At 37.0% G+C, this 25231-nt stretch carries 26 protein-coding genes; 7 read left to right on the forward strand and 19 right to left on the reverse strand.

Going from position 1 to position 25231, the window contains the following annotated elements:
• Positions 1-18 precede the first annotated feature (18 nt).
• From coaBC to AC3FI7_RS15265, 4 genes are all read right to left on the reverse strand, one after another.
• Positions 19-1224, reverse strand: coding sequence for a bifunctional phosphopantothenoylcysteine decarboxylase/phosphopantothenate--cysteine ligase CoaBC (gene coaBC, locus AC3FI7_RS15250; protein WP_491460437.1), 1206 nt, complete (start codon positions 1222-1224; stop codon positions 19-21).
• Positions 1225-1346: 122 nt separating this feature from the next.
• Positions 1347-1670, reverse strand: a complete 324-nt coding sequence (locus AC3FI7_RS15255) for a DNA-directed RNA polymerase subunit omega (RefSeq protein ID WP_027378789.1) — start codon at positions 1668-1670, stop codon at positions 1347-1349.
• A gap of 42 nt (positions 1671-1712) precedes the next feature.
• A complete protein-coding gene (locus tag AC3FI7_RS15260; protein WP_142725173.1) occupies positions 1713-2708 on the reverse strand; it encodes an outer membrane protein assembly factor BamD in 996 nt (331 codons plus the stop codon).
• A 103-nt stretch (positions 2709-2811) separates the two neighbouring features.
• Positions 2812-3441, reverse strand: coding sequence for a TetR/AcrR family transcriptional regulator (locus tag AC3FI7_RS15265; RefSeq protein ID WP_142725174.1), 630 nt, complete (start codon positions 3439-3441; stop codon positions 2812-2814).
• A 97-nt stretch (positions 3442-3538) separates the two neighbouring features.
• Between AC3FI7_RS15265 and AC3FI7_RS15270 the strand changes: the two genes are divergently transcribed.
• The 4 genes from AC3FI7_RS15270 (at position 3539) to AC3FI7_RS15285 (ending at position 6141) form a co-directional block, all read left to right on the forward strand.
• Positions 3539-4165 (forward strand): TatD family hydrolase, encoded by a 627-nt coding sequence (locus AC3FI7_RS15270; protein ID WP_343661015.1) that lies wholly within the window; start codon positions 3539-3541, stop codon positions 4163-4165.
• A complete protein-coding gene (locus AC3FI7_RS15275) occupies positions 4158-4883 on the forward strand; it encodes a tRNA threonylcarbamoyladenosine dehydratase (RefSeq protein ID WP_343661013.1) in 726 nt (241 codons plus the stop codon). Before AC3FI7_RS15270 ends, AC3FI7_RS15275 begins: the two co-directional genes overlap by 8 nt.
• Positions 4883-5254, forward strand: a complete 372-nt coding sequence (gene rnpA / locus AC3FI7_RS15280; RefSeq protein ID WP_142725177.1) for a ribonuclease P protein component — start codon at positions 4883-4885, stop codon at positions 5252-5254. The genes AC3FI7_RS15275 and rnpA overlap by 1 nt, the downstream gene beginning before the upstream one ends.
• Positions 5255-5532: 278 nt before the next feature.
• The gene (locus tag AC3FI7_RS15285) at positions 5533-6141 is read left to right on the forward strand and encodes a DUF4126 domain-containing protein (RefSeq protein WP_343661011.1); all 609 of its coding nucleotides are present in this window, start codon (positions 5533-5535) and stop codon (positions 6139-6141) included.
• Between the two features lie 37 nt (positions 6142-6178).
• On the opposite strand, the gene AC3FI7_RS15290 is transcribed toward AC3FI7_RS15285, so the two are convergent.
• The 14 genes from AC3FI7_RS15290 to AC3FI7_RS15355 all read right to left on the reverse strand — a co-directional run bounded on the left by AC3FI7_RS15290 (position 6179) and on the right by AC3FI7_RS15355 (position 21246).
• Positions 6179-8158 (reverse strand): DUF8458 domain-containing protein, encoded by a 1980-nt coding sequence (locus AC3FI7_RS15290; protein ID WP_343661009.1) that lies wholly within the window; start codon positions 8156-8158, stop codon positions 6179-6181.
• A gap of 1 nt (position 8159) precedes the next feature.
• Positions 8160-8711: an LptE family protein gene (locus tag AC3FI7_RS15295; protein WP_343661008.1), complete on the reverse strand. Its 552-nt coding sequence runs from the start codon at positions 8709-8711 to the stop codon at positions 8160-8162.
• Positions 8701-9405, reverse strand: a complete 705-nt coding sequence (locus AC3FI7_RS15300) for a hypothetical protein (protein ID WP_343661006.1) — start codon at positions 9403-9405, stop codon at positions 8701-8703. The genes AC3FI7_RS15295 and AC3FI7_RS15300 overlap by 11 nt, the downstream gene beginning before the upstream one ends.
• 13 nt (positions 9406-9418) lie before the next feature.
• Positions 9419-10711 (reverse strand): sigma-54 interaction domain-containing protein, encoded by a 1293-nt coding sequence (locus tag AC3FI7_RS15305; RefSeq protein WP_142725182.1) that lies wholly within the window; start codon positions 10709-10711, stop codon positions 9419-9421.
• A 36-nt stretch (positions 10712-10747) separates the two neighbouring features.
• Positions 10748-11545, reverse strand: coding sequence for a tetratricopeptide repeat protein (locus AC3FI7_RS15310; protein ID WP_343661005.1), 798 nt, complete (start codon positions 11543-11545; stop codon positions 10748-10750).
• Positions 11517-11966: a hypothetical protein gene (locus tag AC3FI7_RS15315; RefSeq protein ID WP_343661003.1), complete on the reverse strand. Its 450-nt coding sequence runs from the start codon at positions 11964-11966 to the stop codon at positions 11517-11519. The genes AC3FI7_RS15310 and AC3FI7_RS15315 overlap by 29 nt, the downstream gene beginning before the upstream one ends.
• A gap of 78 nt (positions 11967-12044) precedes the next feature.
• The gene (miaB, locus tag AC3FI7_RS15320; RefSeq protein ID WP_291902658.1) at positions 12045-13481 is read right to left on the reverse strand and encodes a tRNA (N6-isopentenyl adenosine(37)-C2)-methylthiotransferase MiaB; all 1437 of its coding nucleotides are present in this window, start codon (positions 13479-13481) and stop codon (positions 12045-12047) included.
• Positions 13482-13564: 83 nt separating this feature from the next.
• On the reverse strand, positions 13565-14023 hold the full coding sequence (locus AC3FI7_RS15325) for an energy transducer TonB (RefSeq protein WP_491460438.1): 459 nt from the start codon (positions 14021-14023) through the stop codon (positions 13565-13567).
• Complete coding sequence (locus AC3FI7_RS15330; protein WP_491460439.1) at positions 13998-14291, reverse strand: hypothetical protein; 294 nt, start codon at positions 14289-14291, stop codon at positions 13998-14000. The genes AC3FI7_RS15325 and AC3FI7_RS15330 overlap by 26 nt, the downstream gene beginning before the upstream one ends.
• 17 nt (positions 14292-14308) lie before the next feature.
• Positions 14309-14755, reverse strand: coding sequence for a hypothetical protein (locus AC3FI7_RS15335; RefSeq protein ID WP_142725187.1), 447 nt, complete (start codon positions 14753-14755; stop codon positions 14309-14311).
• A gap of 162 nt (positions 14756-14917) precedes the next feature.
• Positions 14918-16651: a thiamine pyrophosphate-dependent enzyme gene (locus AC3FI7_RS15340; protein ID WP_491460440.1), complete on the reverse strand. Its 1734-nt coding sequence runs from the start codon at positions 16649-16651 to the stop codon at positions 14918-14920.
• Between the two features lie 239 nt (positions 16652-16890).
• Positions 16891-18093, reverse strand: coding sequence for a diaminopimelate decarboxylase (gene lysA / locus AC3FI7_RS15345; protein WP_172617097.1), 1203 nt, complete (start codon positions 18091-18093; stop codon positions 16891-16893).
• A gap of 259 nt (positions 18094-18352) precedes the next feature.
• A complete protein-coding gene (locus tag AC3FI7_RS15350) occupies positions 18353-19576 on the reverse strand; it encodes a 3'-5' exonuclease (protein ID WP_343660999.1) in 1224 nt (407 codons plus the stop codon).
• 143 nt (positions 19577-19719) lie between these two features.
• Positions 19720-21246 (reverse strand): helicase HerA-like domain-containing protein, encoded by a 1527-nt coding sequence (locus AC3FI7_RS15355; RefSeq protein WP_343660998.1) that lies wholly within the window; start codon positions 21244-21246, stop codon positions 19720-19722.
• 140 nt (positions 21247-21386) lie between these two features.
• Here AC3FI7_RS15355 and AC3FI7_RS15360 point away from each other — a divergent pair, with 140 nt between their 5' ends.
• From AC3FI7_RS15360 to AC3FI7_RS15370, 3 genes are all read left to right on the forward strand, one after another.
• Positions 21387-22448, forward strand: coding sequence for a hypothetical protein (locus AC3FI7_RS15360; RefSeq protein ID WP_343660996.1), 1062 nt, complete (start codon positions 21387-21389; stop codon positions 22446-22448).
• Between the two features lie 215 nt (positions 22449-22663).
• Positions 22664-24073: an MBL fold metallo-hydrolase gene (locus AC3FI7_RS15365; protein ID WP_142725192.1), complete on the forward strand. Its 1410-nt coding sequence runs from the start codon at positions 22664-22666 to the stop codon at positions 24071-24073.
• Between the two features lie 19 nt (positions 24074-24092).
• Positions 24093-24392 (forward strand): thioredoxin family protein, encoded by a 300-nt coding sequence (locus AC3FI7_RS15370; protein WP_142725193.1) that lies wholly within the window; start codon positions 24093-24095, stop codon positions 24390-24392.
• A gap of 45 nt (positions 24393-24437) precedes the next feature.
• On the opposite strand, the gene AC3FI7_RS15375 is transcribed toward AC3FI7_RS15370, so the two are convergent.
• The gene (locus AC3FI7_RS15375) at positions 24438-25190 is read right to left on the reverse strand and encodes a nitrilase family protein (RefSeq protein WP_142725194.1); all 753 of its coding nucleotides are present in this window, start codon (positions 25188-25190) and stop codon (positions 24438-24440) included.
• Positions 25191-25231: the final 41 nt, after the last annotated feature.

Here is a 25231-nt window from a genome sequence, read left to right on the forward strand (position 1 = left end):
AACGGAAATTTATTAAAATTATTTTAAAAGTTGATTCTCAACAAAATTGAGAATATCTTTCGCTACATCATCCTTTGATTTCAGATCGAATTCCTTTTTCTCCGATTTGGTGAATATTTTGATTTTATTGGTATTATTTTTAAAACCGGCGCCTTCATCACGTAAAGAATTGAGAACTATCATATCCAGATTTTTCTTTTCCAGTTTTCCTTTTGCATTTTCTTCTTCATTTTGGGTTTCCAGAGCAAATCCTACCAAAAACTGGTGGGTCTTTCTTTCTCCCATTGTTTTAAGAATATCAGGATTTTTAACCAATTCAATGGTCAGGTTTTCATCATTCTTTTTGATTTTTTCTTTAGCGACATCTTTGGGAGCATAGTCTGCTACAGCTGCACTGGCAATACCAATATCTATTCTGTCATAGAATTCAAATACTTTGGTCAGCATCTCTTTGGCTGAAGTCACCTGATAAAGCTGAACATTTGGATCATTAATTGTCTGAAATGTTGGTCCTGAGATCAGAATTACTTTTGCGCCTCTTCTTGAAGCTTCTTCTGCCAGAGAAAATCCCATTTTGCCTGATGAATGGTTTCCGATGAACCTTACCGGATCTATGGCTTCATAAGTGGGGCCTGCTGTAATTAAAACAGTTTTACCCTCAAGGCTTTTCAGGTGAGTATCCGAGCTGAAATATTTTTCAACCGTATTAAAAATGGTTGCCGGCTCTGCCATTCTTCCCTGCCCTATAAGTCCGCTTGCCAGCTCACCGTTTTCTGCAGGAATAATAAAATGTCCAAAACTCTCTGCCAGTTCCAGATTCTTTTTGGTAGAAGGATGTGCATACATATCAAGATCCATTGCCGGAGCTATGAATACCGGACATTTCGCAGACATATAGGTTGCAATAACCAGATTATCACACATTCCATGGGTCATTTTCGATAAAGTGCCCGCTGTGCAGGGAGCAACAATCATCACATCTGCCCATAACGCCATTTCCACATGACTGTTCCATGTTCCGTTATCACTATAAAAATCTGAATACACGGGTTTTTTAGATAAAGTAGACAGGCTCAGTTTGGTTACAAAATGTTCAGCATCAGGAGTCATAATAACCTGTACTTCTGCTCCTTTTTTCACAAAGTCCCTGATGAGAAAATGAATTTTGTAGGCAGCAATTCCCCCAGAAACAGCGATAAGTATCTTTTTACCGGAAACACTCATTTAGTTCTAATTTTTGAAATACTAAAGTACTTATTTTTTCCCACACAATCAGGCTTTAAAACAACAAAGGTCATAAAAGAACAGAATTCCTTTATGACCTTGATTTATTAAAACACAGATGATTATTTTCTCTCTTCTGTTTTTCTGAAATAAATATCTTCGTTTAACCATTCTTCAATAGCAATTGAAGTTGGCTTTGGAAGCTTTTCGTAATGTTTAGAGATCTCAATCTGTTCTCTGTTTTCGAAAACCTCTTCTAATGTAGAATTGTGAACGGCAAATTCATCCAATTTGTTGTGAAGCTCCGTACGGATCTCCGCATTGATCTGCTCTGCTCTCTTTCCCATGATAACAATAGCTTCATAGATTGAACCTACTTTATCTTCAATCTTATCTTTATCGTAAGTAATTGTATTTACTTCTGCTTTTGTATCTTTTACACTCATTTTGAGAAAATTATTTTTATTTTAAGATGGCAAATTTACGAATTATCTTTGAATTTTGAAAGTCGCTGCAGGAGGAGGGGTCTTAAGTGCTGCACTGTCCCTCTGTAGCTGCATTGCTTTCTTTTCATTGCTGATCTGATCTTTAATCTGCTGGTCGGTTTTGTCTTTATCAGCAAGTTTTTCAGCCTCTTTCTTCTGTCTTGCAGTTAAGGCTGCCATTCTTGCTTCTGTTTGTTTTTTAACAATGACAAAGTTCTGTTTTTCCTTTTCCAGTTTTTCTCTAATATCAGCTGCAGTCTTGGAATATTCCGTATTAGGAAGTTCTTTTTCTACCAGTTTTGTATAGGTAAGCGCACTTTCAATACGCTCATCTTTAAGATTATATACTGATTTCATTGCCAGTTCGTAACGTGACTTCATGATATAATCATAGATTTTAGAACGGAGTTTAGTACTTGGAAAATCTTCCAAAACATTTTCCAAAGCTACATTGGCAGCTTTGTAATCTCCCATTTTGAAGTACTGTCTTCCGTTTTCATAAGCTTTGAATTCAAGCTTGTAAGACAATTCATCGATTAGCTGGCTGATATTTTTAGACCTTTCAGAATTCGGGTAATTGTTCAGGAAGTCCTGAAGTTCATTGATGGCCAATTCTGTACTTGACTGATCCAGGTTATAATCCATAGAACCTTCATAATAGCACAATGCAGACATATAGGCTGCCTCTTCTGCTCTTGGATCTTTTGGAAAACTTACTGCGAAATTTTTAAACTGATGACCTGCCAGCTTATAACTTTTGTCATAATAGTTGGCATAAGCTGTGTTGAAACCTACGTTCGGGAAATCATCTGTTCCTGCCACAAGATTGGCAAGTCTGTCGTAAAGAGCCAATGCATTTTTCCACTTTTTCTTAGCAAAGTTTTCATTAGCGGCCTTCAAGATAAAATCTTTATCAGCACTCCTCATTGCTCTTTCCTGCTGGCTTACACAAGATGTAACTACCGCTACAGCAAAAAGACCTAAAATATATTTTTTCATATAAAAAATTCAACAGTTTTCGGATTATACAGCCGATTTACTAATTTGCAAAAATATAACTTTTTTGTCAATAGATTTTTTTTTATGAATATTTAACGTAATTTTAGTCTGCAGCGTATCCCAAAATTGCAAAAACACTTAATAAAAGATTCATTCTCACCTTTTTCTCTGCTTCTTTTGTATAGGTTTCCTCATTCTTACTCGGAACATACAGCTCATAAAAGTTTTTATTTCTGATGACAAATAAAGTGGATCCGATAATCATAGTAAGGATATCTTCAGGTTTGGGAGTAAAAGTAAAAACCCCGGAAGCAACTCCTTTTTTAATGACTTCGTCCAGTTTTTTTACAAATAACTGATAGAAATCAAGCAATTCATCCTTCAGATTTTCTGTGTGGCGAAGTTCCTGTGTCACAAAACCATGGAAATAGTTATACTTGAAAAGTTGAGAAACGATATATTTAATCATTTCCCGAAGCTGCATTTCCGGTTTCCCATCTTTGATGGTATCCGCAAATTCTGAAAAATTCTCTCTGGTCTTCAGCACCCTGTACTGGTAGAGATATGACATCATCTTCTCTTTAGAACCGAAGTAATAAGAAATCATAGCAACATTGATATTTGCTTTGGAGCAGATATCCCTCACAGAAGTTCCTTCGTATCCTTTTTTTGCAATCAGTTCTTCTGCAATATCAAGTATGTGAATCTGTTTTTCTGTAAATTTTTTTTTCATGAAGTGCACTTTGAGTAAAGTTAAGAAATTTTTAACACATTTATAAACGATCGTTTAATAATTTTAGATTAAATCTGAAAATTACTTACTTTTGAATATGGATTTTTTTGATTTTCACCACCATAAGAAATTTATCAGAAACGGAATTTATAATCTGGAAATTAACCAAATTCCTCCAGATTATCCTTATTCTATAGGAATTCATCCCCATGATATTGATATTACGGATATTGAAAAGCAATTTTCATGGATGAAAGACATGATATTTCAAAATTGTTTTGCCATCGGTGAATGCGGTTTGGATTCTTTGGTTTCTATTGATCAGAAAATTCAGGAGGAAGTTTTTTTACGGCAGATCAGAATAGCCAATGAAATAAAAAAGCCTATGATTATTCATTGTGTAAGAAAATTTTATGAGGTCATATCTTTAAAAAAGAAAACCGAACAGCCCATGATTATCCATGGTTTTAATAAAAAGCATCAAATTGCTGAAGATCTTCTTGCCAATAATTTTTATCTGAGTTTTGGAAAAGCTGTTTTGTATAATTTATCTTTGCAGGATATTTTGAAAAAAGCTCCATTAGACAAAATCTTTTTAGAAACTGACAATGAAGATTTTAATATCGAAGAATTGTACCATAAGGCTTCAGAAATAAAGAAAATTTCTTTGGAACATCTTAATGAACAAATTTTAGAAAACTTACACACAATAAAAAATGGATAAATACTGGCTGGAAAGAACTGAACTTTTGATAAAGGAAGATGGATTGGATAAACTGACTAATGCCAATGTACTAGTAGTTGGCTTAGGCGGCGTAGGTTCTTTTGCTGCAGAATTTCTGGCAAGAGCCGGTGTTGGTAATATGACTATTGTGGATGGCGATACAGTAGATATTACGAATATCAACAGACAGCTTCCCGCACTGCACTCCACGGTTGGAAAGCATAAAGTAGAAGTTGTAGCAGAAAGACTGCTTGATATCAACCCGGAACTTCATTTAACGAAAATCAACGAATTCCTGAATCCGGAAAGAATGGATGAAGTACTTGATTCAGGAAAATTCAATTATGTACTGGACTGTATTGACAGTGTAACGCCGAAGATCTGTTTAATAAAAGCAGCCAGAAAAAGAAAGATTAAAATAGTAAGTTCAATGGGAGCCGGAGGGAAAACCGATCCGAGCATGGTAATGGTAAGAGATATCAGTAAAACCCATAACTGCTTTCTTGCAAAACAGGTAAGAAAAAGGCTGAAAAAAGAAAAAATCAATAAAGGATTCAGGTGTGTATTCTCCAATGAGATTCAGAAGGAGGAAAGTCTTAAAATGACCGACGGAAGCAACTTCAAAAAATCGTTCTATGGCACCATCAGCTTTATTCCTGCCATTTTCGGGCTATATGCCGCTGCTGAAGTGATCAATTATTTAGTGAAAAAAGATTAATGCAGAATTCCAAATATCCCAGAGCGGAAAAGCTCAAAAAAAATACGGAAATCAGTTTGCTTTTTGAGAAAGGCAAATGGAGAACCAGTGGAAATCTGAGAGTCATTATTCTGAAAGACAAGCCTGGCATTTCTGTGGAAACCTCAAGATTTGGAGTTTCTGTTTCGAAAAGATATTTTAAAAGAGCAGTTCACAGAAACCGTATCAAAAGGCTGCTTAGAGAATGTTACCGTCTTAACAAGGAATTATTTAAGCAGGCTTTCGGAGATAAAACAATAGCCATGCTATTCTGGGCTTCCCCACAGATGCCACCGAAATTTCAGGATGTAGAAGCTCAGTTCATCAAACTTTGTGAAGGGCAGAAAAAGTAATCTGCTTTCATCAGAATAGCCTGACTAACATTGATAAAGTTCTGTGGAAGATTTCATTTCACAGATTATGTGAATCATGCATGTTTTATTTTTCCGCGGATAACACAGATAAACACAGAGGATTGTGCAGGTACTTTATTTTGATTCCGCAATAAACTAAGAATCGAAAACAGTAAAGTTTGTCTCTTACATCACAGGACCTCGGGCTTAGAAATCGGCAGCATTTAATATCATATAGTTTTTGTAATTTAGAGAAAACAATAAATCTGAAAATTAATATGTTAGATAATGTTCCCTACTTTTCTTATATCATCAGTGCATTTATTGGCATTGGACTGGCTGCAGCTACCGGCTTCCGGGTGTTTCTCCCTATGTTTATCGTAAGCCTTGCCTCTTATTTCAACTGGATTCCTATGAATGAGCATTTTGCATGGCTTGCGGGTCTGCCTACCCTTATTACAACAGGAATAGCTACCGTTGTTGAGATTCTGGCTTATTATATTCCTTTCATTGATCATTTACTGGATACCGTATCAATTCCAATGGCTACGGTTGCCGGATCTATATTATTTGCCAGCCAGTTTACAGAGCTTGGAACTTTTCCACAATGGGCATTGGCTTTAATTGCCGGTGGGGGCACAGCCGCAACCATCAGTTCCGGATTTGCCGGAATAAGGGCTGCTTCTACAGCTACTACAGGAGGATTAGGAAATTCTGTCGTAGGAACAACCGAAACAGCAGGAGCAGGCCTTATGTCTGTACTGGCTATGGCAGCTCCGGTTATGGCAGCAATTTTCGCAATAATCATATTAATTATTGTTATTGTCTTTGGACGAAGGGCCTGGAAAAAGCTAAGAGGAAGCAAAAATGATCCTCCCAATTTATAAAAAAGAAGAAGGTACTGCGAAACAGTACCTTCTTCTTTTAACTTTTACTTCTGAAGTCCTTAATATCCTGTATTTTAGATTCAAAATATTCTTTTTTCTCTGGACTTTTTTTGATTAATATTTCAAATGCTTTTATCGCTTTGGTATACAATTTCTGTTCAAAATAGAGATTAGCCAATGTCTCTGTCATCAAGTGAGAGATATCATCATTTTTTTCTTTAACCACATAAGTACTTTCTTCTTTTAACTGACTGATCCTAGGATTGTTTTCAATAAAAGTTTCAATAGCCTTTTCTTTAATTACAGCTTTTTCCTTTTCAACTTCCCCTGTTCTGTCAATCTTAAGCCAGCTTTGCCATGTATTAATAAAACCAGGAACATTACTGTCTGCAGATGACTGAGTTGTATGTTTCATAGTAACCTCCTGCCCTTTTTCCACAGGTTCTTCTTTATTTTCCTTCTGCTTTTCTTCAACCTTAAGTGTAGAAATATCGGTTCCGAAGAAAGAAACATTCATTACAGGAACATCCTCTTTTAAAGCTTCCTTATCTTCTTCTTCAATTGATTCAACCGGTGCAGAGTTTTCTGCGGGCTGCAGAACTTCTTCTGGGGCTATTTCTTTGGAGTTTTCATTAACCTCAGAGAGCTGAGGCTCTTCAACAGCCGCTTCAGATTCTGCAGCAGGAGCTGCTTCAACTACCTGAGTTTTCATTTCAGGAGCTGATACTTTTTCAGACTTGCTGATTAAGGAATCCGGTAAATTAGACTCTACGCTCATCGGCTTCCAGGTAGACTGAACTTCAGGAGCCTCTTTTTCTTCTACAGCTTCAGCTTTAGACTCTTCTACAGGCAAATGATCTTCAACAATTTCTTTCTGTTCTGATTCTTCTTTAGTTTCCTCAGGTTTCTCTTCGCTTGTTGACCAAAAATGAAAACTTTGTGTTTCAGCAAAGCTGATTCCGTGATCTTCCACGACTTCAGGCTCTGTTTCTTCCGGAGCAGTTTTAGTCTCCTTCATTTTTTTCTCAACCTGTTCGATCAGCCGTCTCATTTCTTCCTCATGCTTATTAACATTAGGCTGGGAAAATTCAGTCCTGTCTCCAATCTCTTCATTGTTTGCCTGGATTTTAACATCCGGCATGAAAGAATCTGTTCCATGGAAACTTACTTCTGCATCAGATACTTCTTTCACAGAATCTTCGTTTTCAGCAGCAGGTAAGATATCATTATCCGCTGTTTCTATATTTATAGGCTCTTGCGCTATTTCTTCATGAATATTTACCTCAGGTAATAAAGGATCAACCTCATGGAAGCTTGTGTTTTCTTCTTCAGCTACCTCTTCTTCTGTTCCTGAGTAAATCTCATTTTCATGAATGATAATTTCCGGTGTAAACTCTTCTCCTGCTTTTTCCTCTGTTTCAGTTTGTATTGATTCTGCTTCCTGCTGAACCGGCTCGTCAACTATTGTCTCTGCCTTTTGAGTTACCAGAGTTCCTGATTCAATGGTAGATTCAAGATCTATAGTCTCAGAATTCTGCTCATCAAGGAAATTTTCTTCACCTTCAAATAAAATCCTGTTTCGCTCTCCGTTTATGTAAACATATTTAACTTCCTGTAAAACGGGTAAAGTACAAGTATTGTCCGGCTCATCTGATGAATTTTCCAACGAAACCTCCTCTTCTCTTTTAATTGGAAAAGATTTGGTTTTAAGAGCTAATGGAGCAGGTTTTTCACTTGTTTTAGAAAGTGCTTTTTCACCTGCGATTTCCGGTTTGGATTCCTGCCTGATTTTTCCGTTGATCAGCTGGTACAAAATCTTTTTATCGGTAGTATAGGCTGCTGTTGTCGAAAGCTCTTTCTGATAATTTTCTTTTTCATACAGGTGAACCCCATACAAATGGAGCGCCCTGATATTCTGAATATAAGGAAAAGTGTGAATCTCTTCTTTCAAAAGACCCAGGTCTTCCAATTGAATATTTTTCGGATTTTTTATTAATTCTAAAACTCTCGGATTCATCTTACCAATTCGCTACAATGTCGTTAAATATCTTATTAATAATTCTGTCTGTCACCAGCTTTACCTGTTGGTCTTCGATCTGACTGAGTGATACATCACTGTTGAACGCTGCCTCATCGGAATAGGTTCTGTCAAAACTTGATTCCGGATGAATTTTATTTTCATAATGTACCTTTACGGTAATGGTCAGCTTATTCTGTCCCTGTTGAACCACTCCTCCCGAAGGGTTTGTCTGGGTATTGGAGCTGATGGTAGTAGGGGTAATGGAATAATCTGTAATCTCACCTTCAATCAGGATATCAGGGTTTTCTTTTGTCCCCTTCAATGTTGTTCTCTGAAGAAATCTGTTTTGTATTGCCGTAGAGAACTGTTGTGATAAGGCAGGGTTTACCAGCGGTGCATTATTAGGAAATTCATTGATCTGAACTGTTTTTTCATCTGTAAGAGATGACCCCGTAAAGCTGTAGCATGAATGTAAAACACCTAGCAACGCAAAAAGCATTCCTGTTAGCAATGATTGTTTCAGACTGATATGTTTATCTTTAAAATTCATTTTTAGATCCGATTTCCGTAATTTCATCATACTCAATTTGTTGAATAGCATCTTCAAAAGCAAAATAATTTGCTGTATATAAAAATGGTAAAGTAAGAAAAATTCCAATTCCACATGCAAGAATTCCAACCTGTGCCAGAATACTTACGATCAATGAGAAAAGAAAAATTGAAAGCAGATTTCCTTGGCTCATTATTTTTGAAATATTCCAGGCCTCTTTTATTTCTTTTACTCCCTTAAGGCTAATTAACGGAACAATATAAAACCCCTTCAATACGAAGTAATATATCGCCGCAATCATTAAGAAAAAGTAAGGAAACATAAAAGTTACCACCATTGGATTGGGCTCATTACCCTCTGACAACGCACCTGATAGGCCCAGCACAGCAAAAAAAGGAATGTAAAGCGCTAAAACTCCACCAAAAATAATTAACTGCAGCATAAAGTAAGGCATAAAATCTTTAAAATCAAAGATATCTCCAGGACTTGCTGTCTGATTTTGACTAAGCTTCTGAAGATACTTATATAAATTACCCATCGCTAAAAGTCCGCAGAAAGGGATAATGGACATGATAAAACATATTAAGAACGCTATAAAAATGTTCCCGAAATCTTTCTTTAAAAGTTCAAAACCTTTATTAATATATTCTCCGAGTTTAAAATTGATCGGTTTAGGCACTAAATTTACTTTCATTATTTATGTGGTGCTAATCTTCCAGATTATATTGTTTTATTTTTCTGTATAAGGTTCTTTGTGAGATCCCTAATTCATCCGCAGCTCGATTCCTACGTCCCTTATGTTTTTCTAAAGCTTTGATAATCAAATCTTTTTCATTATTCTGAAGAGAAAGAGACTCTGGTCTGTTTTCTTCCACCTCGATATCTTCAATATCTTCATAGCTGTCTTCAGGTGTTGAAATGATTGTCGGGGTCTGAACCGCCGGTGTATCATTATTATTTTCAAAATACAGTAAAGATCCTGAATTTACCTGTGACTGGTTATCAGAAGAAGTATAAATCCTGTTGATCAGGTTTTTCTCATGGTTGCTCAGATCTGCTGTTCCTCTGTTTTTGATCAGTTCCGAAGTTAATGATTTTAAATCATTAATATCATTTCTCATATCAAACAGAATTTTATACATGATTTCCCTTTCACTTCCGAAATCATTCTGTTTGGGAGTATTCTGATTATTTACGACCATAGGAAGGTGCGTCTCCATGGGAATATATTCTGCAAGCTTTTCTGCTGTGATACTTCTGTTTCTTTCCACAACGGTCATCTGTTCCACTAAATTTCTTAGCTGACGGACATTTCCAGGAAAAGAATAGCTTTCTATATAGTGAACTGCACTTTGCTCCAGCTCCAGCTCCGGCATTCTGTATTTTTCCGCAAAATCTATTGCAAACTTCCTGAATAACAAATGGATATCCCCTTTCCTTTCTCTTAAAGGCGGCATATCAATCTGAACAGTATTCAGACGATAATACAAATCCTCACGGAATCTTCCGTCATGGATGGCCTTCATCATATTAACGTTGGTAGCGGCCACAATTCTAACATTGGTTTTCTGAACCTGTGAAGAACCCACTTTCATAAATTCACCACTTTCCAGAACCCTTAAAAGACGTACCTGGGTCTGCAGGGGAAGCTCTCCCACCTCATCCAGAAAGATGGTTCCTCCGTCTGCCACTTCAAAATATCCTTTTCTTGTAGCTGTTGCTCCTGTAAAAGCTCCTTTTTCGTGTCCGAAAAGCTCAGAATCTATGGTTCCTTCCGGAATTGCACCACAGTTTACCACAATATAAGGCTGATGTTTTCTTCTGGATTCTGAATGAATGATTTTCGGAATAAATTCTTTTCCTACCCCACTTTCTCCAATCACCAGTACAGAAATATCTGTAGGGGCAACCTGGATAGATTTCTCCAGGGCACGATTGAGTGCAGGAAAGTTTCCGATAATTCCGAAACGGTTTTTTATGTTTTGTAGCTCGTTGCTCATAAGTAAATTTTTGATTATTGATTTAATGTTAATCTTCTACAGTTCTTCAATCTGTTGTCTGTAGACTTTGTTAAAATGATGAGTATAGACATCTTTCATCGTCTTTCCTTCATCATACGTTTGTAAGGCTAACTTTTTTAAATCCAAATAATCTTTGTTTCTGATCTTAGAAACTTTACTCTTAAAGTATATATTCTCGGCAAAGTCGTATTCTTTGCTTTGTTTTTCAAAATTTTCCAGGGCCCTGTCATATCTTCCCAGCTCGAAATAAGTAACTCCCAGCTGGTAATGATCAAACATTCCCTTCACATAGCCTCTGGTAGCCAGAAGCATTTCTATAATCCCGGCGGCTTTTTCTTTCTGCCCTAACGCACTGTAGGACATGGCTCTTACCACATCCAGATTATAGTCCCCGTTCTGAGACCTTCCCAGATCTCCGGATTCATATTTTTTTAAATCTTCTAAATCCTGAATAGCCCCCTTATAGTCTCTTAAAAACTGAAACTTACTCCATCCTCTGTATCCAAGATACATTTTAGGGTCCAAAGCAACTGCTTTGTCAATTAAAATCTTCCAGGTTACAAAATCTCCGTTCTTAAGATATGGAACTGCTTTCTCCATATAAGCATGGGAGAAATCGGGGCACAGGTCAATCGCTTTATCAAAGCCTTCCTGGGATTCGGCAAACCCTTGTAAATCTGAAGCCCAGTTGTATAGCTCGCATGCTTTTTTGCAGTTCTCCCCCTCTACTGCATTACAGTTAACCTGTGCAATAGTATTGGTGTACACTATAAGTAGCAAAAAGCTAAGGTAATACCTCTGAAACTTTTCCATTTTCAATTTTATAGGTTAAATACTGATAATAATCTACTTTTAAACCTTTTATCTCTTTAGGCATCCAGCCATTAAGTGATTTTGTAAATTGCAACAGCCTGTTCTCCAACTCTGCATCCAGCTCAGAATCTTTCAGATCCATGGTCATATGCTGTACTCTGAACAAGCCTGCCTTTCCTTCACAATTTACTAAAAATCTTACGGTAATATAACCGTTGATACACTTTTCTGAATATATATTCTCTTTTTTAAGTTTTTCAGTGATCGCGATCTTTTCTCCCCGGTAACTAAACTGCTTGGAGCCCTGGTAATACTGAAAGCTGAAATGTCCCCATTTTTCTGAGCTACATTTTTTAAAATCAGCATCATCCAGCTTTTTATCAAACTCAATATCACCTACAGTAGCCGGATATTTTTTCACCTTCTTTTCTGTCTGGCAGCAAACCATAACAAAGGAAAACAGGGCCAAAAGATAAACCGCCTTGATCACAACTTAATTTTATTCTGTGGTTCTCCCTAAAAGCGTGCCTTGTGTATTGTCATACACAAAAACATTCACCATGTCACCAATTTTCTGTCCTTCCAGTTTATCGAAGACACATACGGCATTTTGAGAGTTTCTTCCTTTCCATTGGTTTTCATTCTTTTTTGAAGTCCCTTCAATCAGTATCTGATGAACTCTTCCAACATAGGATTTCATTCTTTGTTTGGAAAGTTCCCCCTGAAGAGCAATAACCTCAGCAAGACGTCTCTGCTTCACATCAGCAGGAATATTATCTTCCATTTTTTTATGAGCCGGAGTTCCGGGTCTTTCCGAGTAAGCAAACATATAACCGTAATCATATTCCACTTCTCTCATCAGGCTTAAGGTATCCTGATGGTCTTCTTCTGTTTCATTACAGAAACCGACAATCATGTCTTGAGAAAAGGCTACTTCAGGAACAATTTCTTTTGCTTTTCTGATCAGATCAAGATATTCCTCACGGGTATGCTGTCTGTTCATGGCTGCCAGCATATTGTTGCTGCCGCTTTGTACAGGAAGGTGTACATATTTGCAGATATTCTCGTGTTTTGCCATCATCCTGAATACATCAAGACTCATATCCTGAGGATTTGAAGTGGAGAATCTGATTCTCAGTTCAGGAACAGCTTTGGCCACCTGATCAAGTAATTGTGCAAAATTAACTGCCGTTGCTTTCTGCATTTCAGACGCTTTGGCAAAATCTTTTTTAGGGCCTCCACCATACCACAGGTAAGAGTCTACGTTTTGTCCTAAAAGGGTAATTTCTTTATATCCGTTATTGGCAAGATCTTTACATTCTTCAATAATAGAGTGTGGATCACGGCTTCTTTCTCTTCCTCTGGTAAAAGGGACTACACAGAACGTGCACATATTATCACAGCCTCTTGTAATGGTAACAAAAGCAGTAACGCCGTTTCCTCCTAAACGAACAGGATTGATGTCTGCATAAGTTTCTTCTTTGGACAGGATTACGTTGATTGCATCTCTTCCATCATCAGTTTCTTTTAAAAGATTAGGTAAATCTCTATAAGCATCCGGGCCTACGACAAGGTCAACCAACTGCTCTTCCTCTAAGAATTTGGTTTTCAGCCTTTCCGCCATACATCCCAAAACTCCCACCGTCATATTCGGTTTCTCTTTTTTAAGATTTTTGAATTGGGAAAGACGCATTCTTACCGTTTGCTCTGCTTTTTCACGGATGGAACATGTATTTAATAGAATCAGGTCAGCCTCTTCCACTTTCATTGTTGTATTATATCCCTGTTCATTAAGAATGGATGCAACAATCTCAGAGTCAGAGAAGTTCATCTGACAACCATAACTTTCCAAAAACAGTTTTTTAGAATTTTCCGGTCTTTCGGCAATAGCAAAAGCTTCGCCCTGCTTTGTTTCGTCTATATATTTTTCCTGCACGATAATCAATTTAGAGTCCGTAGTATCCAATTACGAACAAATAAGTCTGCAAAGATACAAAATATTGTGACAGAATGTCAGGATTATCTTTCAGTAAATGTTATTGAAAACTGTACAGGAAATGAAATCCTCTCAACAATAGGAATATCTTTATAGAAAGCTGGTATCCATGTCTTTTTCATCCTTGTAAGAGTTCTCATAAAATCATTATTGAAATTTTGGTTATAAACCTCAGGATAAATTCTGGGATTAATAATATGTCCGTTTTTACTGATATAAAATTCCAGATTTACCTTTCCGTTAAGCTGATAATCTTCAAAAATCATCATAAAATTGTCATGGAACAATGTATGAAAAGCTTTTGATCCTTTAGGGTATTTGGTATGCGTTACAAATTTGCTGGCGTCATAACCCGGTTGATAATTGCTCATCAAATCTTTTGGGTATAAAATAAATTCGGTAATAGCTCCAATTTTCCAGCCTTTTGCTTCTGCCGGCTTCCATTTTTTAAGATTTCTAAGAACTTCCCGTGAACAGATCATATGCACATTTGTTTCTTGCAATATTAGCAGTATCCTGATCTTTAATAAATTTAACTTCAGATCTTTCGGTAATGATAATTCTAGGCTGGTAAATTTCTTTATCATCACATTCCTTTAATTTACTATTGATCAGAAATTCGTGAACATCTTTGTAAAAATTAACCATTCCCCCTTCATAAAAGGTCTGTTTATCAGGATATTCATCAAGTATCTGAGCTTTATGCAGAGATACAAAAGCCAGAAAAAAGATAAAAAAAGTTTTTTTCATTATTGTGTTTAAATTATTTAATCGATATCAGCTGACATTGAAGAGAAGTTCATTTTAACCTTAATCTGTGAAGCCACAGGCTGTCCGTTACAGGAAGCCGGAGTCCAGTTTTTTTTGATTCTTCTTACTACATACTGCATGTCGTCAAAGAAAACTTCGCTGTTGGCCACTTTAGGCATTCCTTTCACATCAATTACTTTTCCTTTGGCATCAAGCACCAGCGTAAAAGTAAAGTCACCTGTAAGGGCATAGAAATCAGAATTCAGATAGGCATACATATATTTATTCAGAATATCTTTGTAAGCAGCAACACCTCCTTCATAAGCTGCCGGTTTGAAATCATTACATTTCACGGCAATCTGCATAAAAGGTTCTTTAATGTCTATTTTCAGAACATTTTTATTGCTTTCTCTGATAAAAGAATCATCGCGTTCTTCCTGATCCTGCGCGAATGAAAAATTCATTACACATAATGCTAAAAATAAAAATATAGCTCTCATAGTTTTGTTTACTAATAATAAACAAAGGTAAATATTTAGCTTATTTATAAAAAAGAAAAACTTCACACAAAGCATGAAGTTTTAAACAGGGGATCTAAAACCCATAATATTTTTTAATTTTTAATTTTACAGCAATCCTTTAAGATGTTTGTAATTGGTTTTTACCGTTTCAAAAACCTCATCCATTTTACCCCCCAGCATCAGTTGTGCCATAGATTTGGTCATTCCCATGATCTGGTCAAATTCAATCTTCGGAGGAAGGGCCAGAGCGTTGGGATTTGTAAAAATATTCAGAAGATAAGGTCCATTATGATCCAGGCATTCTTTGATCGCTCCTTCCACCTCTTCCGGCAGGTGCACATTTTTACCAGGATAGCCCATTGCATGAGCCACCATTGCAAAGTCAGGATTGATCATATCCGTTTCATTATCCGGCATTCCTCCTACTTCCATTTCCAGCTTTACCATTCCCAGGGTTCTGTTGTTGAAAACAATCAGTTTTATCGGTAATTTGTACTGAAAAATAGTTGCCATATCACCTAATAGCATCGAAAAACCACCATCGCCACACATCGCTATAATCTGCTTTTCAGGATGGGCCAAAGCAGCTCCAATCGCCATCGGCATAGCATTGGCCATTGACCCGTGGTTAAATGACCCCAGCATTTTCCTCTGTCCGGTTCCGGTAATAAACCGGGCTCCCCACACACAGCACATTCCGGTGTCCACAGTGAAAATAGCATCATTTTTTGCCAGCCTGTCCAGTGTATGTGCCACATATTCCGGTTGGATTGCATTCTCTTTTCCAAAATCTTTTACATATTCCAGTTGACTTTCTTTCACTTTATCATAAAATGCAAGCTGCTCATTCAGGAAATGGACATCTGTTTTTTCTTCCAGCAGAGGAAGTAATGCTTTTATGGTTTCTTTGACATCGCCGGTAAGTCCCAATTCCAGTTTTGCTCTTCTTCCCAATCTTTCGGGACTTTCATCAATCTGTACAATTTTATTTTTTACAGGCATGAATTTCTGATACGGAAAATCTGTACCCAAAAGTATCACCAGGTCTGCTTCATGCATAGCATGATAGGCGGAAGGAAACCCTAACAGACCTGTCAGCCCTACCTCATTTGGATTATTTGGCTGAATAGCCATTTTCCCACGGAACGAATATCCTACAGGTGCTTTCAGAAGCTTTGATAGTGTAATCACCTCTTCACTTGCTTCAGCCGCACCGATTCCGCAATATAATGTTACTTTTTTACTGCTGTTTATAAGAGATGACAAGCTTTTTAACTCGCCATCCGAAGGTCTTATGACAGGATTGGTCTTAAAGATCTGTGCTGAAGTTGTTGCTTCTTCCGCTTCCAGCTCTGACACATCTCCCGGAAGACCTATCACAGCAACTCCTTTTTTGGAAATAGCGTGCTGAATAGCCGTCTGAACAGTTCTCTGTACCTGTTCCGGCCTTGTAATCATTTGATTATAATAACTGCAGTCGTCAAACAATTTTATTGTATTGGTTTCCTGAAAGTAATCCATTCCCATTTCGTCACTGGGAATTGTAGAAGCAATTACCAGCATTGGAACATGCGAACGATGTGCCTCATAAACTCCATTGATCAGATGAACATGCCCCGGCCCACAGCTTCCCGCGCATACAGCCAGCCCATCCAACTCTGCCTCTGCAGCGGCAGCATATGCTCCTACCTCTTCATGACGTACATGAATCCATTGGATACTGCTCTTTTTAACGGCAATATTCAGATGGTTGAGACTGTCGCCGGTTACTGCATAAATTCTTTTCACATTGGCATTTTCGAGCATTTCAACAATCTGCTCTGCTATATTTTTGGCCATAATCAATATGTTTTGGTGGTTGTTCTTTGATGAAAATAGAGTTGTGATAGCTTAAAAAACCCTATCACTATCAAATTTAGTTAATAAAGTTGAAACTCCGGCCCGCTTTCAATGTTAAAAACTTGTAATTTAATTTTGAATTCTTTGCCCATTTAAACTTCCCAGGTTTTAAATACAAAAGAAATTTAAAACAAAACAGCCACCCAAAAAGGCGGCTGTTTATATAATACGTTTCAGATTTACATGACGATTTCGATCTGATTTCTCAGCAGATCTTCAAATTCATCTCTTTTACGGATCAGGTGAGCTTTACCATCTAGGAATAACACTTCAGCAGGCTTTAATCTTGAATTGAAGTTTGAACTCATTTCAAAACCATAAGCTCCCGCATTATGGAAGGCAAGAATATCCCCTTCTCTTACTTCATTCAGTTTTCTGTCCCAGGCGAATGTGTCTGTTTCGCAGATATTTCCTACTACCGTATAAATTCTTTCTGCTCCTTTTGGATTGGACAGGTTTTCAATCATATGGTAAGAATCATAAAACATTGGACGGATCAGGTGATTAAATCCTGAGTTCACCCCAACAAATACAGTAGCTGTAGTCTGCTTGATTACATTAGCTTTAACCAATAAATAGCCGCTTTTTCCTACTAAGAATTTCCCAGGTTCAAACCATAGTTCGAATTTTTTTCCAGTAGACTTCGAGAACTCAGAAATTACTTTTTCTACTTTTTTTCCCAATGTTCTTACATCAGTTTCTTCTTCACTATCCTGATAAGGGATTTTGAAACCACTTCCCATATCCAGGTATTTCAGGTTCGGGAAATGCTCGGAAAGTTCCAGCATGATATCCAGGGCCTGCAGAAACACATCCGGATCTTTGATTTCGCTTCCTGTATGCATATGAAGCCCTTCAACATTAAGATTGGTACTCTTCATCACTCTTTCAATGTGACGAAGCTGGTGAATTGAGATCCCAAACTTACTGTCTATATGGCCGGTTGAAATTTTATAGTTACCTCCTGCAAAAATATGCGGGTTGATTCTTACAAAAATAGGATAAGAATTTCCGAATTTATTTCCAAACTGCTCTAGAATAGAGATGTTATCAATATTGATATGAACTCCAAAAGTCATTGCTTCCTCTATTTCAGCCAAGTCAACACAATTTGGAGTAAACAATATCCTTTCTTTCGAAAACCCTGCCTTTAATCCAAGTTTAACTTCATTAATAGATACACAATCCAAAGAAGCACCCAGGTTCTTGACATACTTAAGGATATTGATGTTTGTCAATGCCTTCGCTGCATAGAAGAACTTTGTATGTTTTAAAAAAGAAGAGGTAAGTTTTTCGTATTGAACTTTGATGGACTCAGCATCATAAACATACACTGGTGTGCCAAACTCATTGGCAATCTTTAATAATTCTTTTGAATTCATAATTTCATTTTAACATAAAAAAAGGCAGATTCTTCGAAAAAGAGCCTGCCACATTGATTATTTTTTATGCAAGACAAGTCTTTTAAATATTCCAAACCTTAGAGAACTTTACAGCCCCCTTTTTTCCAGTTTTATTTTGTTTAAAATTTTGCATTGCTTGTATTTATTTTTTGCAAAAATACTATTTATTTTTTTATTCTAAAAAAATGATTTGAAAGGCACTTCTTCTGAAGAAAGTGGCAAAGTGCTAATTGCTATATCATTTTGGCAGCGGCAAGGTTTCAAAGTCACCGCGAAGCAGCGCCAGCTGCAATTCGTTATTCAAATCAGCAGATGATAGCTGGAGATCAATTTTCAGTTTAGCCAGCTTACTCAGAGTCTGAATCTGTGTAAACAGCTCATAAAAACCAAAAGAAACCACTTTCCCGTTTTCAACAATTAAAAATAATTTTTCACCCAGCTTTCTTCCCGGTCCCAGCCAAAGCTCATTTCTTTTTCTGAATTCTATTTTCTGCTTCAATATAGAAAAATCATTAAACTCTTCCTGAGAACCAATAAACTGAACGGCTTTTGTTCCCTGGGTAAATGATCTGAATTTTAAGACAGGCTTCTCTGTTTTGTTAAGTTTGTTTTTCTCCACAACATACTTATTGTTTCTGAAATATAAACCGAAAGGAAGAACTTCTTTCTTTTTAATATTCTTGGAGTTTAGAATCAGTTTGGCAATGATATCCGTTCCGGTAAGCTCAAAATTAATCTGCTCAACATCTTTCTGAATCTGTTCCCATTTTTTTGATTTGGAATTGAACACTTTTTTAGAAAACTTATTGATATCCTGAACATAATCGGAAAACATAATGCGTCCTGCTTCATCCTGAAAGTACACAAATCCCTTACCATTAGGAAGATCCTGAGTGAGTTCTTTTATTTTATTGATATAAGTCTTGGCATTGGACTCTTCATGCTGCTTTTGAATAATCTCGTTTTCAGTATCTTTTGAAACCAGAAGTTTAAAAAGTTCCAACGTGGCCCTGGCATCCCCTTCCGCTCTGTGATGGTTAGTCAAAGGAATCCCAAGAGACTTCACCAGTTTGCCCAATGAGTAACTTACCTCATCAGGAATCAGTTTTTTCGCTAATGGAATTGTATCTAAAGTATTGATTTTAAAATCATAACCAAGCCTTTTGAATGACTGACGCAACATCCTGTAATCAAAGTCGATGTTATGGCCTACCAATGTTGTATTTTGAGTTATTTCGATAACTCTTTTGGCAATTTCATGGAATTTCGGAGCAGTTTTGACCATTTTGGGGGTAATACTGGTCAGCTTCTGGACAAAAGGGGTAATATCACCTTCCGGATTTACCAGAGATATAAACTGGTCAGTGATTTTCTGACCATCATATCTGTAGATGGCGATATCTATAATGCATTCATTTCTATAACCTGCACCATTACTTTCTATATCTATAATTGAATACATTGAATGTGTGTTAACTGCTGTTTGTCGTTTATATTGAAAGCCTATGGTTTCCCCAATAAACCCTGCTTTATTATTAATGTTATAATGATAACCTGCTAAAATAACAAAAAAAATAGCAAAATATAGCAGGTCATCCTTCAAAATTATCTTCTTCTGCCCCCCAGGCCAAACATTCCGAGAATTGCTTTTGCCCCTTCTCTCATTAATGTATTGGTAAAAGTACGGCCTGCTTTACTCTGCAGTACCTGTTCAAACATTCCGGGCTCTTCTTTCACCGGTTTTGCTTTTTGAGTTGGCGCAGGGTTTTGAGCTGCCTGTTCCATTCTGTTGGTCAGCATTTCGTAAGCAGATTCTCTGTCAACAGCCTGCTCGTATTTGGCAACCAATGCTGATCTGGAGGTCAGGTCAGAGATTTCCGCATCACTCAGAACATCCATTCTGGATTCCGGGGAGATCAGATACGTATGCACTAAGGGTGTAGGAATCCCTTTTTCATCCAATGCAGTCACAAATGCTTCCCCAATTCCTAAATTCTGGATCAGGCTGGAAGCATTATAATATTCTGTTGTAGGATAATTTTCAACAGCCTTTGTAATCTCTTTTTTATCTTTTGCTGTAAAACCTCTCAGCGCATGCTGTATTTTCAGTCCCAATTGAGAAAGCACATTTTCAGGTACATCTCCAGGAATCTGGGTAATGAAATAGATTCCCACCCCTTTGGAGCGGATCAGTTTCACCATGGTTTCAATTTGTGAAAGCAGCGCCTTGGATGCCTCATCAAAAATCAGGTGCGCTTCATCAATGAATAATACCAGTTTCGGTTTTCCACTGTCTCCTTCTTCCGGGAAGGTCATGTAAATTTCTGCAAAAAGCGAAAGCATGAACGTGGAGAAAAGCTGTGGTTTATTCTGAATATCTGATACTCGTAAAATATTGACAACCCCTTTTCCATCTCTCGTTTCCAGTAAATCCTGAACATCAAAACTTAATTCTCCAAAGAAATCTGCTGCTCCCTGCTGCTCCAGAGCAACAATAGATCTTAAAATTGTTCCAAGAGATGCCGGTGCTATAGATCCGTAATTGGCAGCAAGCTCAGCTTTTCCCTGCGCATTATCTGTCACATATTGTAATACCTTCTTCAAATCATTCAGGTCAATCAAAGGAAGTCCTTTATCATCACAGTATTTGAAGACAATAGACATAATGCTTTGCTGAGTGTCATTAAGCTCAAGAATTTTGCTTAATAAAACAGGACCAAATTCTGTAACAGTGGCTCTTAATTTCACACCTTTTCCTCCGGAAATGCTCATCAATTCTACAGGAAAGCCTTGTGGGTTGTAGGGCAGCTGTGTTTTGGCATATCTTTCTTCAATAATGGGGTTCATTTGCCCTGCCTCTGCAATCCCGGAGAAATCTCCTTTGATATCAAGAACAAGAGAGGGAATTCCTGCGTGAGAAAGCTGTTCTGCAAACACCTGTAATGTTTTCGTTTTACCAGTTCCTGTAGCTCCTGCGATAAGACCATGGCGGTTGATTGTTTTCAAAGGAATTGTTACGTTTACTTCCGGGACCACTTCTCCATCCAACATTCCTTTTCCTAATATAATATGTTCTCCTTTAGGAGTATATCTAGTGTTTAATTCTTCAATAAATTGTGCTTTGTCTGCCATTCGATCGTTTTTTTAACTTATAAATATAAAAGTTTTTGGAAAAAATTGAGTAAATAAAATAATATTATTGATTAAATTATATTCTTAGTTCTCTAAATTTATTATTTAATTTAGCCTTGAGAACAACATATATACCATACATGATTTCATTAAAAAAAACTCTACTCATTATCTTCGCTTTTTACTCCACCTTGTTCCTTTCTCAGAAAAGAAACGAACCTATCAATTTACAGATTAAAGGCGATTATACACACCTTTCCACCTCAGTAATTTTCCCACTCTTATGGTCTGGTTTTCAAAGAGAAGAAATAGTATCTTATGATCTACAGAATAAGCATATTGTAGTAAGCTATGTACAACAAAAAAGTAAAAAAAGTAAAACTGTACTCACTTTATATATCTATCCTAAAAAATATGTAGACAACCAGCTTTTGAGAGATGAATTTGCTGTATATGAAACTGTTCTTAATCAAAACTCTAATAAAAGTGTAGATTTAAAACCTATGTTTGGAAGCATATCCAATGATCAGGTAAAAGTAAATTATATCTATTCCATATTTGATCACGCAATGGGTGAACGTGATTTTTTCAAAGGCATAAAATATACTGACAAGAAATCACTTCTTTCTATTTATGAATGTGGAGGATGGGGTTTTAAAATCAGAGGTTCGAGTGATGAAATGACCAATGATCAGCTGTCTGAACTCAAAACCAAAGCGGAGACTTATTTTGGTGTATTGGATATAGCTACTAAAAAACCTCTTCCTATTAGCCATACTCCGGATATCATCTTAGCTCCTGTTCTCAAAAGAGATTCTATGATGACCAATGCTGTGATTGCTTCGGCGTATGCAAAAATAAAATGGCTTGAAGAAAATGCAGACAAAAAAGAACTTCTGACTGGCTTCAATGATATGAATATCGAGTCTGAAGTATACGCTATAAACAAAATGATAGAATTCTATAAAACCCATGAAAAAGAGTGGCCGATGCAAGAAGACACTAAAAAATATTTTGGTGAAATCATTAGATTAGCAGACAACGGAAAAATTAAAGATTACCTTTATGACAGGTACAACAGACTGATCCGTTATGATGAAGGAGAAGCTAAAAAAGATAAATATCTCCAATTCAAAACAGATAAAAACATTACGGAAAACACCAATGAAATCCTTTACAAAATATATTATAAGCTAGAGTAAACACGATATTCAAAAATTTTGTCCGATGGGAAGAACATGATATAAAACAGTATTCTCAAATGAGCACTATGTAAGGCATTCTTTTTGCTGAGAAAACTACTATATACTAAACATATGTTTAACAAAGTATTGAAAGAAACTATCAATGGAATTTAACATTTCATTTAGAATTCATCTAATACTTCGTATCTTTAACTCATTAAAAAAAGACCCCAATGAAAATTGAACAAATATATACGGGCTGTCTGGCTCAGGGTGCCTATTATATTGTATCAGAAAATGAAGCAGTCATTATTGATCCTTTAAGAGAAGTAAAGCCTTACCTGGATCGTCTGGAAAAAGACAATGTCACTTTAAAATATATTTTTGAAACCCACTTCCATGCTGATTTTGTATCGGGACATTTGGATTTAAGTAAGAAAACAGGTGCCCCTATTGTATATGGCCCTACTGCGGCTCCTGAATTTGAGGCCATTATTGCAGAGGACAATCAGATTTTTGAAATTGGAAAAGTAAAAATAAAAGTTCTGCACACTCCGGGACATACCATGGAGAGCAGTACTTATCTTTTAATAGATGAAAATGGTGTAGAAACTGCAATCTTTACAGGTGACACTCTGTTTTTAGGCGATGTCGGAAGACCGGACCTTGCCCAGAAAGCAACCAATCTTACCCAGGAAGACCTGGCGGGTATTTTGTATGACAGTCTGCAGAACAAAATCATGCCACTGAATGACAGTATCACGGTTTATCCGGCCCATGGGGCAGGTTCTGCCTGTGGAAAAAATATGCAGAAAGAAACAGTTGATATTTTAGGTAACCAAAAGAAGACTAATTACGCTCTTAATCAACCAGACAAAGCATCTTTCATCAGAGAAGTTCTGGATGGTTTAACAGCTCCTCCTAAATATTTCGGAATGAATGTCGCGTTAAACAAAGGAGGATATGAAAGTCTTGATGTAGTTATGAACAAAGGGCTGCAGCCTGTTGCACCGGAAGATTTCGAAGCGGTGGCAGAAGAAACAGGAGCTTTAATTTTAGATACAAGAGGAGCTGCAGATTTCCATAAAGGTTTTATCCCCAACTCTATCAATATAGGATTAAAAGGAGATTTCGCCCCCTGGGTAGGAACTCTGATCGTTGATGTGAAACATCCACTGCTGTTGGTAACCGATGAAGGTACTGAAGAGGAAGTCATTACAAGACTCAGCAGAGTAGGATTTGATCATGTAGTAGGCTATCTGAAAGGAGGATTTGAGAGCTGGAAAAATGCAGGAAAGGAAACTGATGAGATTAGAAGAATTTCTCCATCTGAATTTGCAGAACAGTTCACCACAGATGCTACTGTAATTGATGTGCGAAAACTGACTGAGTATTCTGCAGAGCATATTGACAACGCATACAACAAACCGTTGGATACCATCAGTGACTGGGCACGAACTATTGATGATTCCGAACACTTCTTTCTTCACTGTGCAGGCGGATACAGAAGCATGATCGCTGCAAGCATCCTTAACTCGCACGGAATCAGAAATTTTACTGAAATAGAAGGAGGTTTTAATGGAATCAAAAAGACAGAAAAATTCCCTACTTCGGATTTTGTATGCCAATCCAAAACATCTTAAGATCATAAAAAACTAAGCTATGTCACAAAAATTTCAGGAAATCATTGATTCCGAAAGGCCCGTACTTATTGACTTTTTCGCTACATGGTGCCAGCCTTGTAAAGTACAGTCTTCGGTATTAAATACAGTAAAGGAAAATATCGGCGAAGCCGCCAGAATCATAAAGGTAGATGTGGACCAATATCCCGCACTAGCTGCTCAATATGGTGTTCGCGGAGTTCCTACGCTTGCGATCTTCAAAAAAGGAGAACTCCTATGGAAGGAAAGTGGTGTTCATGACGTGAATACATTAACCAATCTTCTGCAACAGTATTCTTAAATAAAAAACAGGGCTGAGATTTATAAATTTCAGCCCTTATTTTTTTTACCATTGAACCGTAAAATGATCCCGGTCATTCAGAAACTGAAAATGCGATCTGAAATCTTTCAATTCGTCCCTGTTCAATTCCGCGGTTACGAGGTTTCCCTGCTTATTTGAGATTTCTTTTCCATCAGCAAAGAAACAGTGAGAACTTTCCTGATAAAACAGATCATTTCCATCCGTCCCGATTCTATTCAAACCAAATACAAAAGATAAATTTTCAATGGCTCTGGCTTTTAACAGGTGCTCCCATGCTCCTACCCTTTTCTCAGGCCAGTTGGCAACATATAAAACAGCGTCATAATCATCATTGTTTCTTGCAAAAACTGGGAAACGCAAATCATAGCACACCTGAAGCAGGAAACGTATTCCTTTATATTCAACGATTACCCTTTCTTTTCCTGGCGTATACACTTTGTCTTCTCCTGAAAAGGAGAATAAATGTCTTTTATTGTAAAAAGAAGTTTCACCATCAGGCTCTACAAAATACATTCTGTTATAAAAATTTCCGTTCTGTTCTACCGGAGCACTTCCACAGAACGCCGCATTCTTCTCCCTGGAGATTTTTTTCAAAAATTCCAGCGACTCCCCATTCCTGTCTGAAACTTCGGAAGCATCCATACAGAATCCCGTTGAAAACATCTCAGGGAGAAGGAACAGATCTGCCTCCACATTCTGAAGTTCTTTTTCTATGAGTTCAAAATTTTCACTTTTATTTTTCCAGATGATATCTAAATTAAGCCCTACAACTTTCATCTTTTATTTTTTTTTAATTATTGCAAATCTGAAGTATAAAA

The organism is Chryseobacterium sp. TQ-BC-N36 (assembly GCF_058382295.1).

What these genes read in the sequence shown, in the direction of transcription:
- AC3FI7_RS15370 (WP_142725193.1), top strand. Translation starts at nt 24,093, where the DNA reads ATGTCACAAAAATTTCAGGAAATCATTGATTCCGAAAGGCCCGTACTT.
- AC3FI7_RS15340 (WP_491460440.1), bottom strand. Translation starts at nt 16,651, where the DNA reads ATGGCCAAAAATATAGCAGAGCAGATTGTTGAAATGCTCGAAAATGCC.
- AC3FI7_RS15375 (WP_142725194.1), bottom strand. Translation starts at nt 25,190, where the DNA reads ATGAAAGTTGTAGGGCTTAATTTAGATATCATCTGGAAAAATAAAAGT.
- AC3FI7_RS15295 (WP_343661008.1), bottom strand. Translation starts at nt 8,711, where the DNA reads ATGAATTTTAAAGATAAACATATCAGTCTGAAACAATCATTGCTAACA.
- AC3FI7_RS15270 (WP_343661015.1), top strand. Translation starts at nt 3,539, where the DNA reads ATGGATTTTTTTGATTTTCACCACCATAAGAAATTTATCAGAAACGGA.
- AC3FI7_RS15260 (WP_142725173.1), bottom strand. Translation starts at nt 2,708, where the DNA reads ATGAAAAAATATATTTTAGGTCTTTTTGCTGTAGCGGTAGTTACATCT.
- AC3FI7_RS15365 (WP_142725192.1), top strand. Translation starts at nt 22,664, where the DNA reads ATGAAAATTGAACAAATATATACGGGCTGTCTGGCTCAGGGTGCCTAT.
- AC3FI7_RS15355 (WP_343660998.1), bottom strand. Translation starts at nt 21,246, where the DNA reads ATGGCAGACAAAGCACAATTTATTGAAGAATTAAACACTAGATATACT.
- AC3FI7_RS15325 (WP_491460438.1), bottom strand. Translation starts at nt 14,023, where the DNA reads ATGATCTGTTCACGGGAAGTTCTTAGAAATCTTAAAAAATGGAAGCCG.
- AC3FI7_RS15350 (WP_343660999.1), bottom strand. Translation starts at nt 19,576, where the DNA reads ATGTATTCAATTATAGATATAGAAAGTAATGGTGCAGGTTATAGAAAT.
- AC3FI7_RS15300 (WP_343661006.1), bottom strand. Translation starts at nt 9,405, where the DNA reads ATGAAAGTAAATTTAGTGCCTAAACCGATCAATTTTAAACTCGGAGAA.
- AC3FI7_RS15290 (WP_343661009.1), bottom strand. Translation starts at nt 8,158, where the DNA reads ATGAATCCGAGAGTTTTAGAATTAATAAAAAATCCGAAAAATATTCAA.
- rnpA (WP_142725177.1), top strand. Translation starts at nt 4,883, where the DNA reads ATGCAGAATTCCAAATATCCCAGAGCGGAAAAGCTCAAAAAAAATACG.
- AC3FI7_RS15310 (WP_343661005.1), bottom strand. Translation starts at nt 11,545, where the DNA reads ATGGAAAAGTTTCAGAGGTATTACCTTAGCTTTTTGCTACTTATAGTG.
- AC3FI7_RS15335 (WP_142725187.1), bottom strand. Translation starts at nt 14,755, where the DNA reads ATGAATTTTTCATTCGCGCAGGATCAGGAAGAACGCGATGATTCTTTT.
- lysA (WP_172617097.1), bottom strand. Translation starts at nt 18,093, where the DNA reads ATGAATTCAAAAGAATTATTAAAGATTGCCAATGAGTTTGGCACACCA.
- AC3FI7_RS15275 (WP_343661013.1), top strand. Translation starts at nt 4,158, where the DNA reads ATGGATAAATACTGGCTGGAAAGAACTGAACTTTTGATAAAGGAAGAT.
- AC3FI7_RS15265 (WP_142725174.1), bottom strand. Translation starts at nt 3,441, where the DNA reads ATGAAAAAAAAATTTACAGAAAAACAGATTCACATACTTGATATTGCA.
- AC3FI7_RS15360 (WP_343660996.1), top strand. Translation starts at nt 21,387, where the DNA reads ATGATTTCATTAAAAAAAACTCTACTCATTATCTTCGCTTTTTACTCC.
- coaBC (WP_491460437.1), bottom strand. Translation starts at nt 1,224, where the DNA reads ATGAGTGTTTCCGGTAAAAAGATACTTATCGCTGTTTCTGGGGGAATT.
- AC3FI7_RS15285 (WP_343661011.1), top strand. Translation starts at nt 5,533, where the DNA reads ATGTTAGATAATGTTCCCTACTTTTCTTATATCATCAGTGCATTTATT.
- AC3FI7_RS15255 (WP_027378789.1), bottom strand. Translation starts at nt 1,670, where the DNA reads ATGAGTGTAAAAGATACAAAAGCAGAAGTAAATACAATTACTTACGAT.
- AC3FI7_RS15330 (WP_491460439.1), bottom strand. Translation starts at nt 14,291, where the DNA reads ATGAAAAAAACTTTTTTTATCTTTTTTCTGGCTTTTGTATCTCTGCAT.
- AC3FI7_RS15305 (WP_142725182.1), bottom strand. Translation starts at nt 10,711, where the DNA reads ATGAGCAACGAGCTACAAAACATAAAAAACCGTTTCGGAATTATCGGA.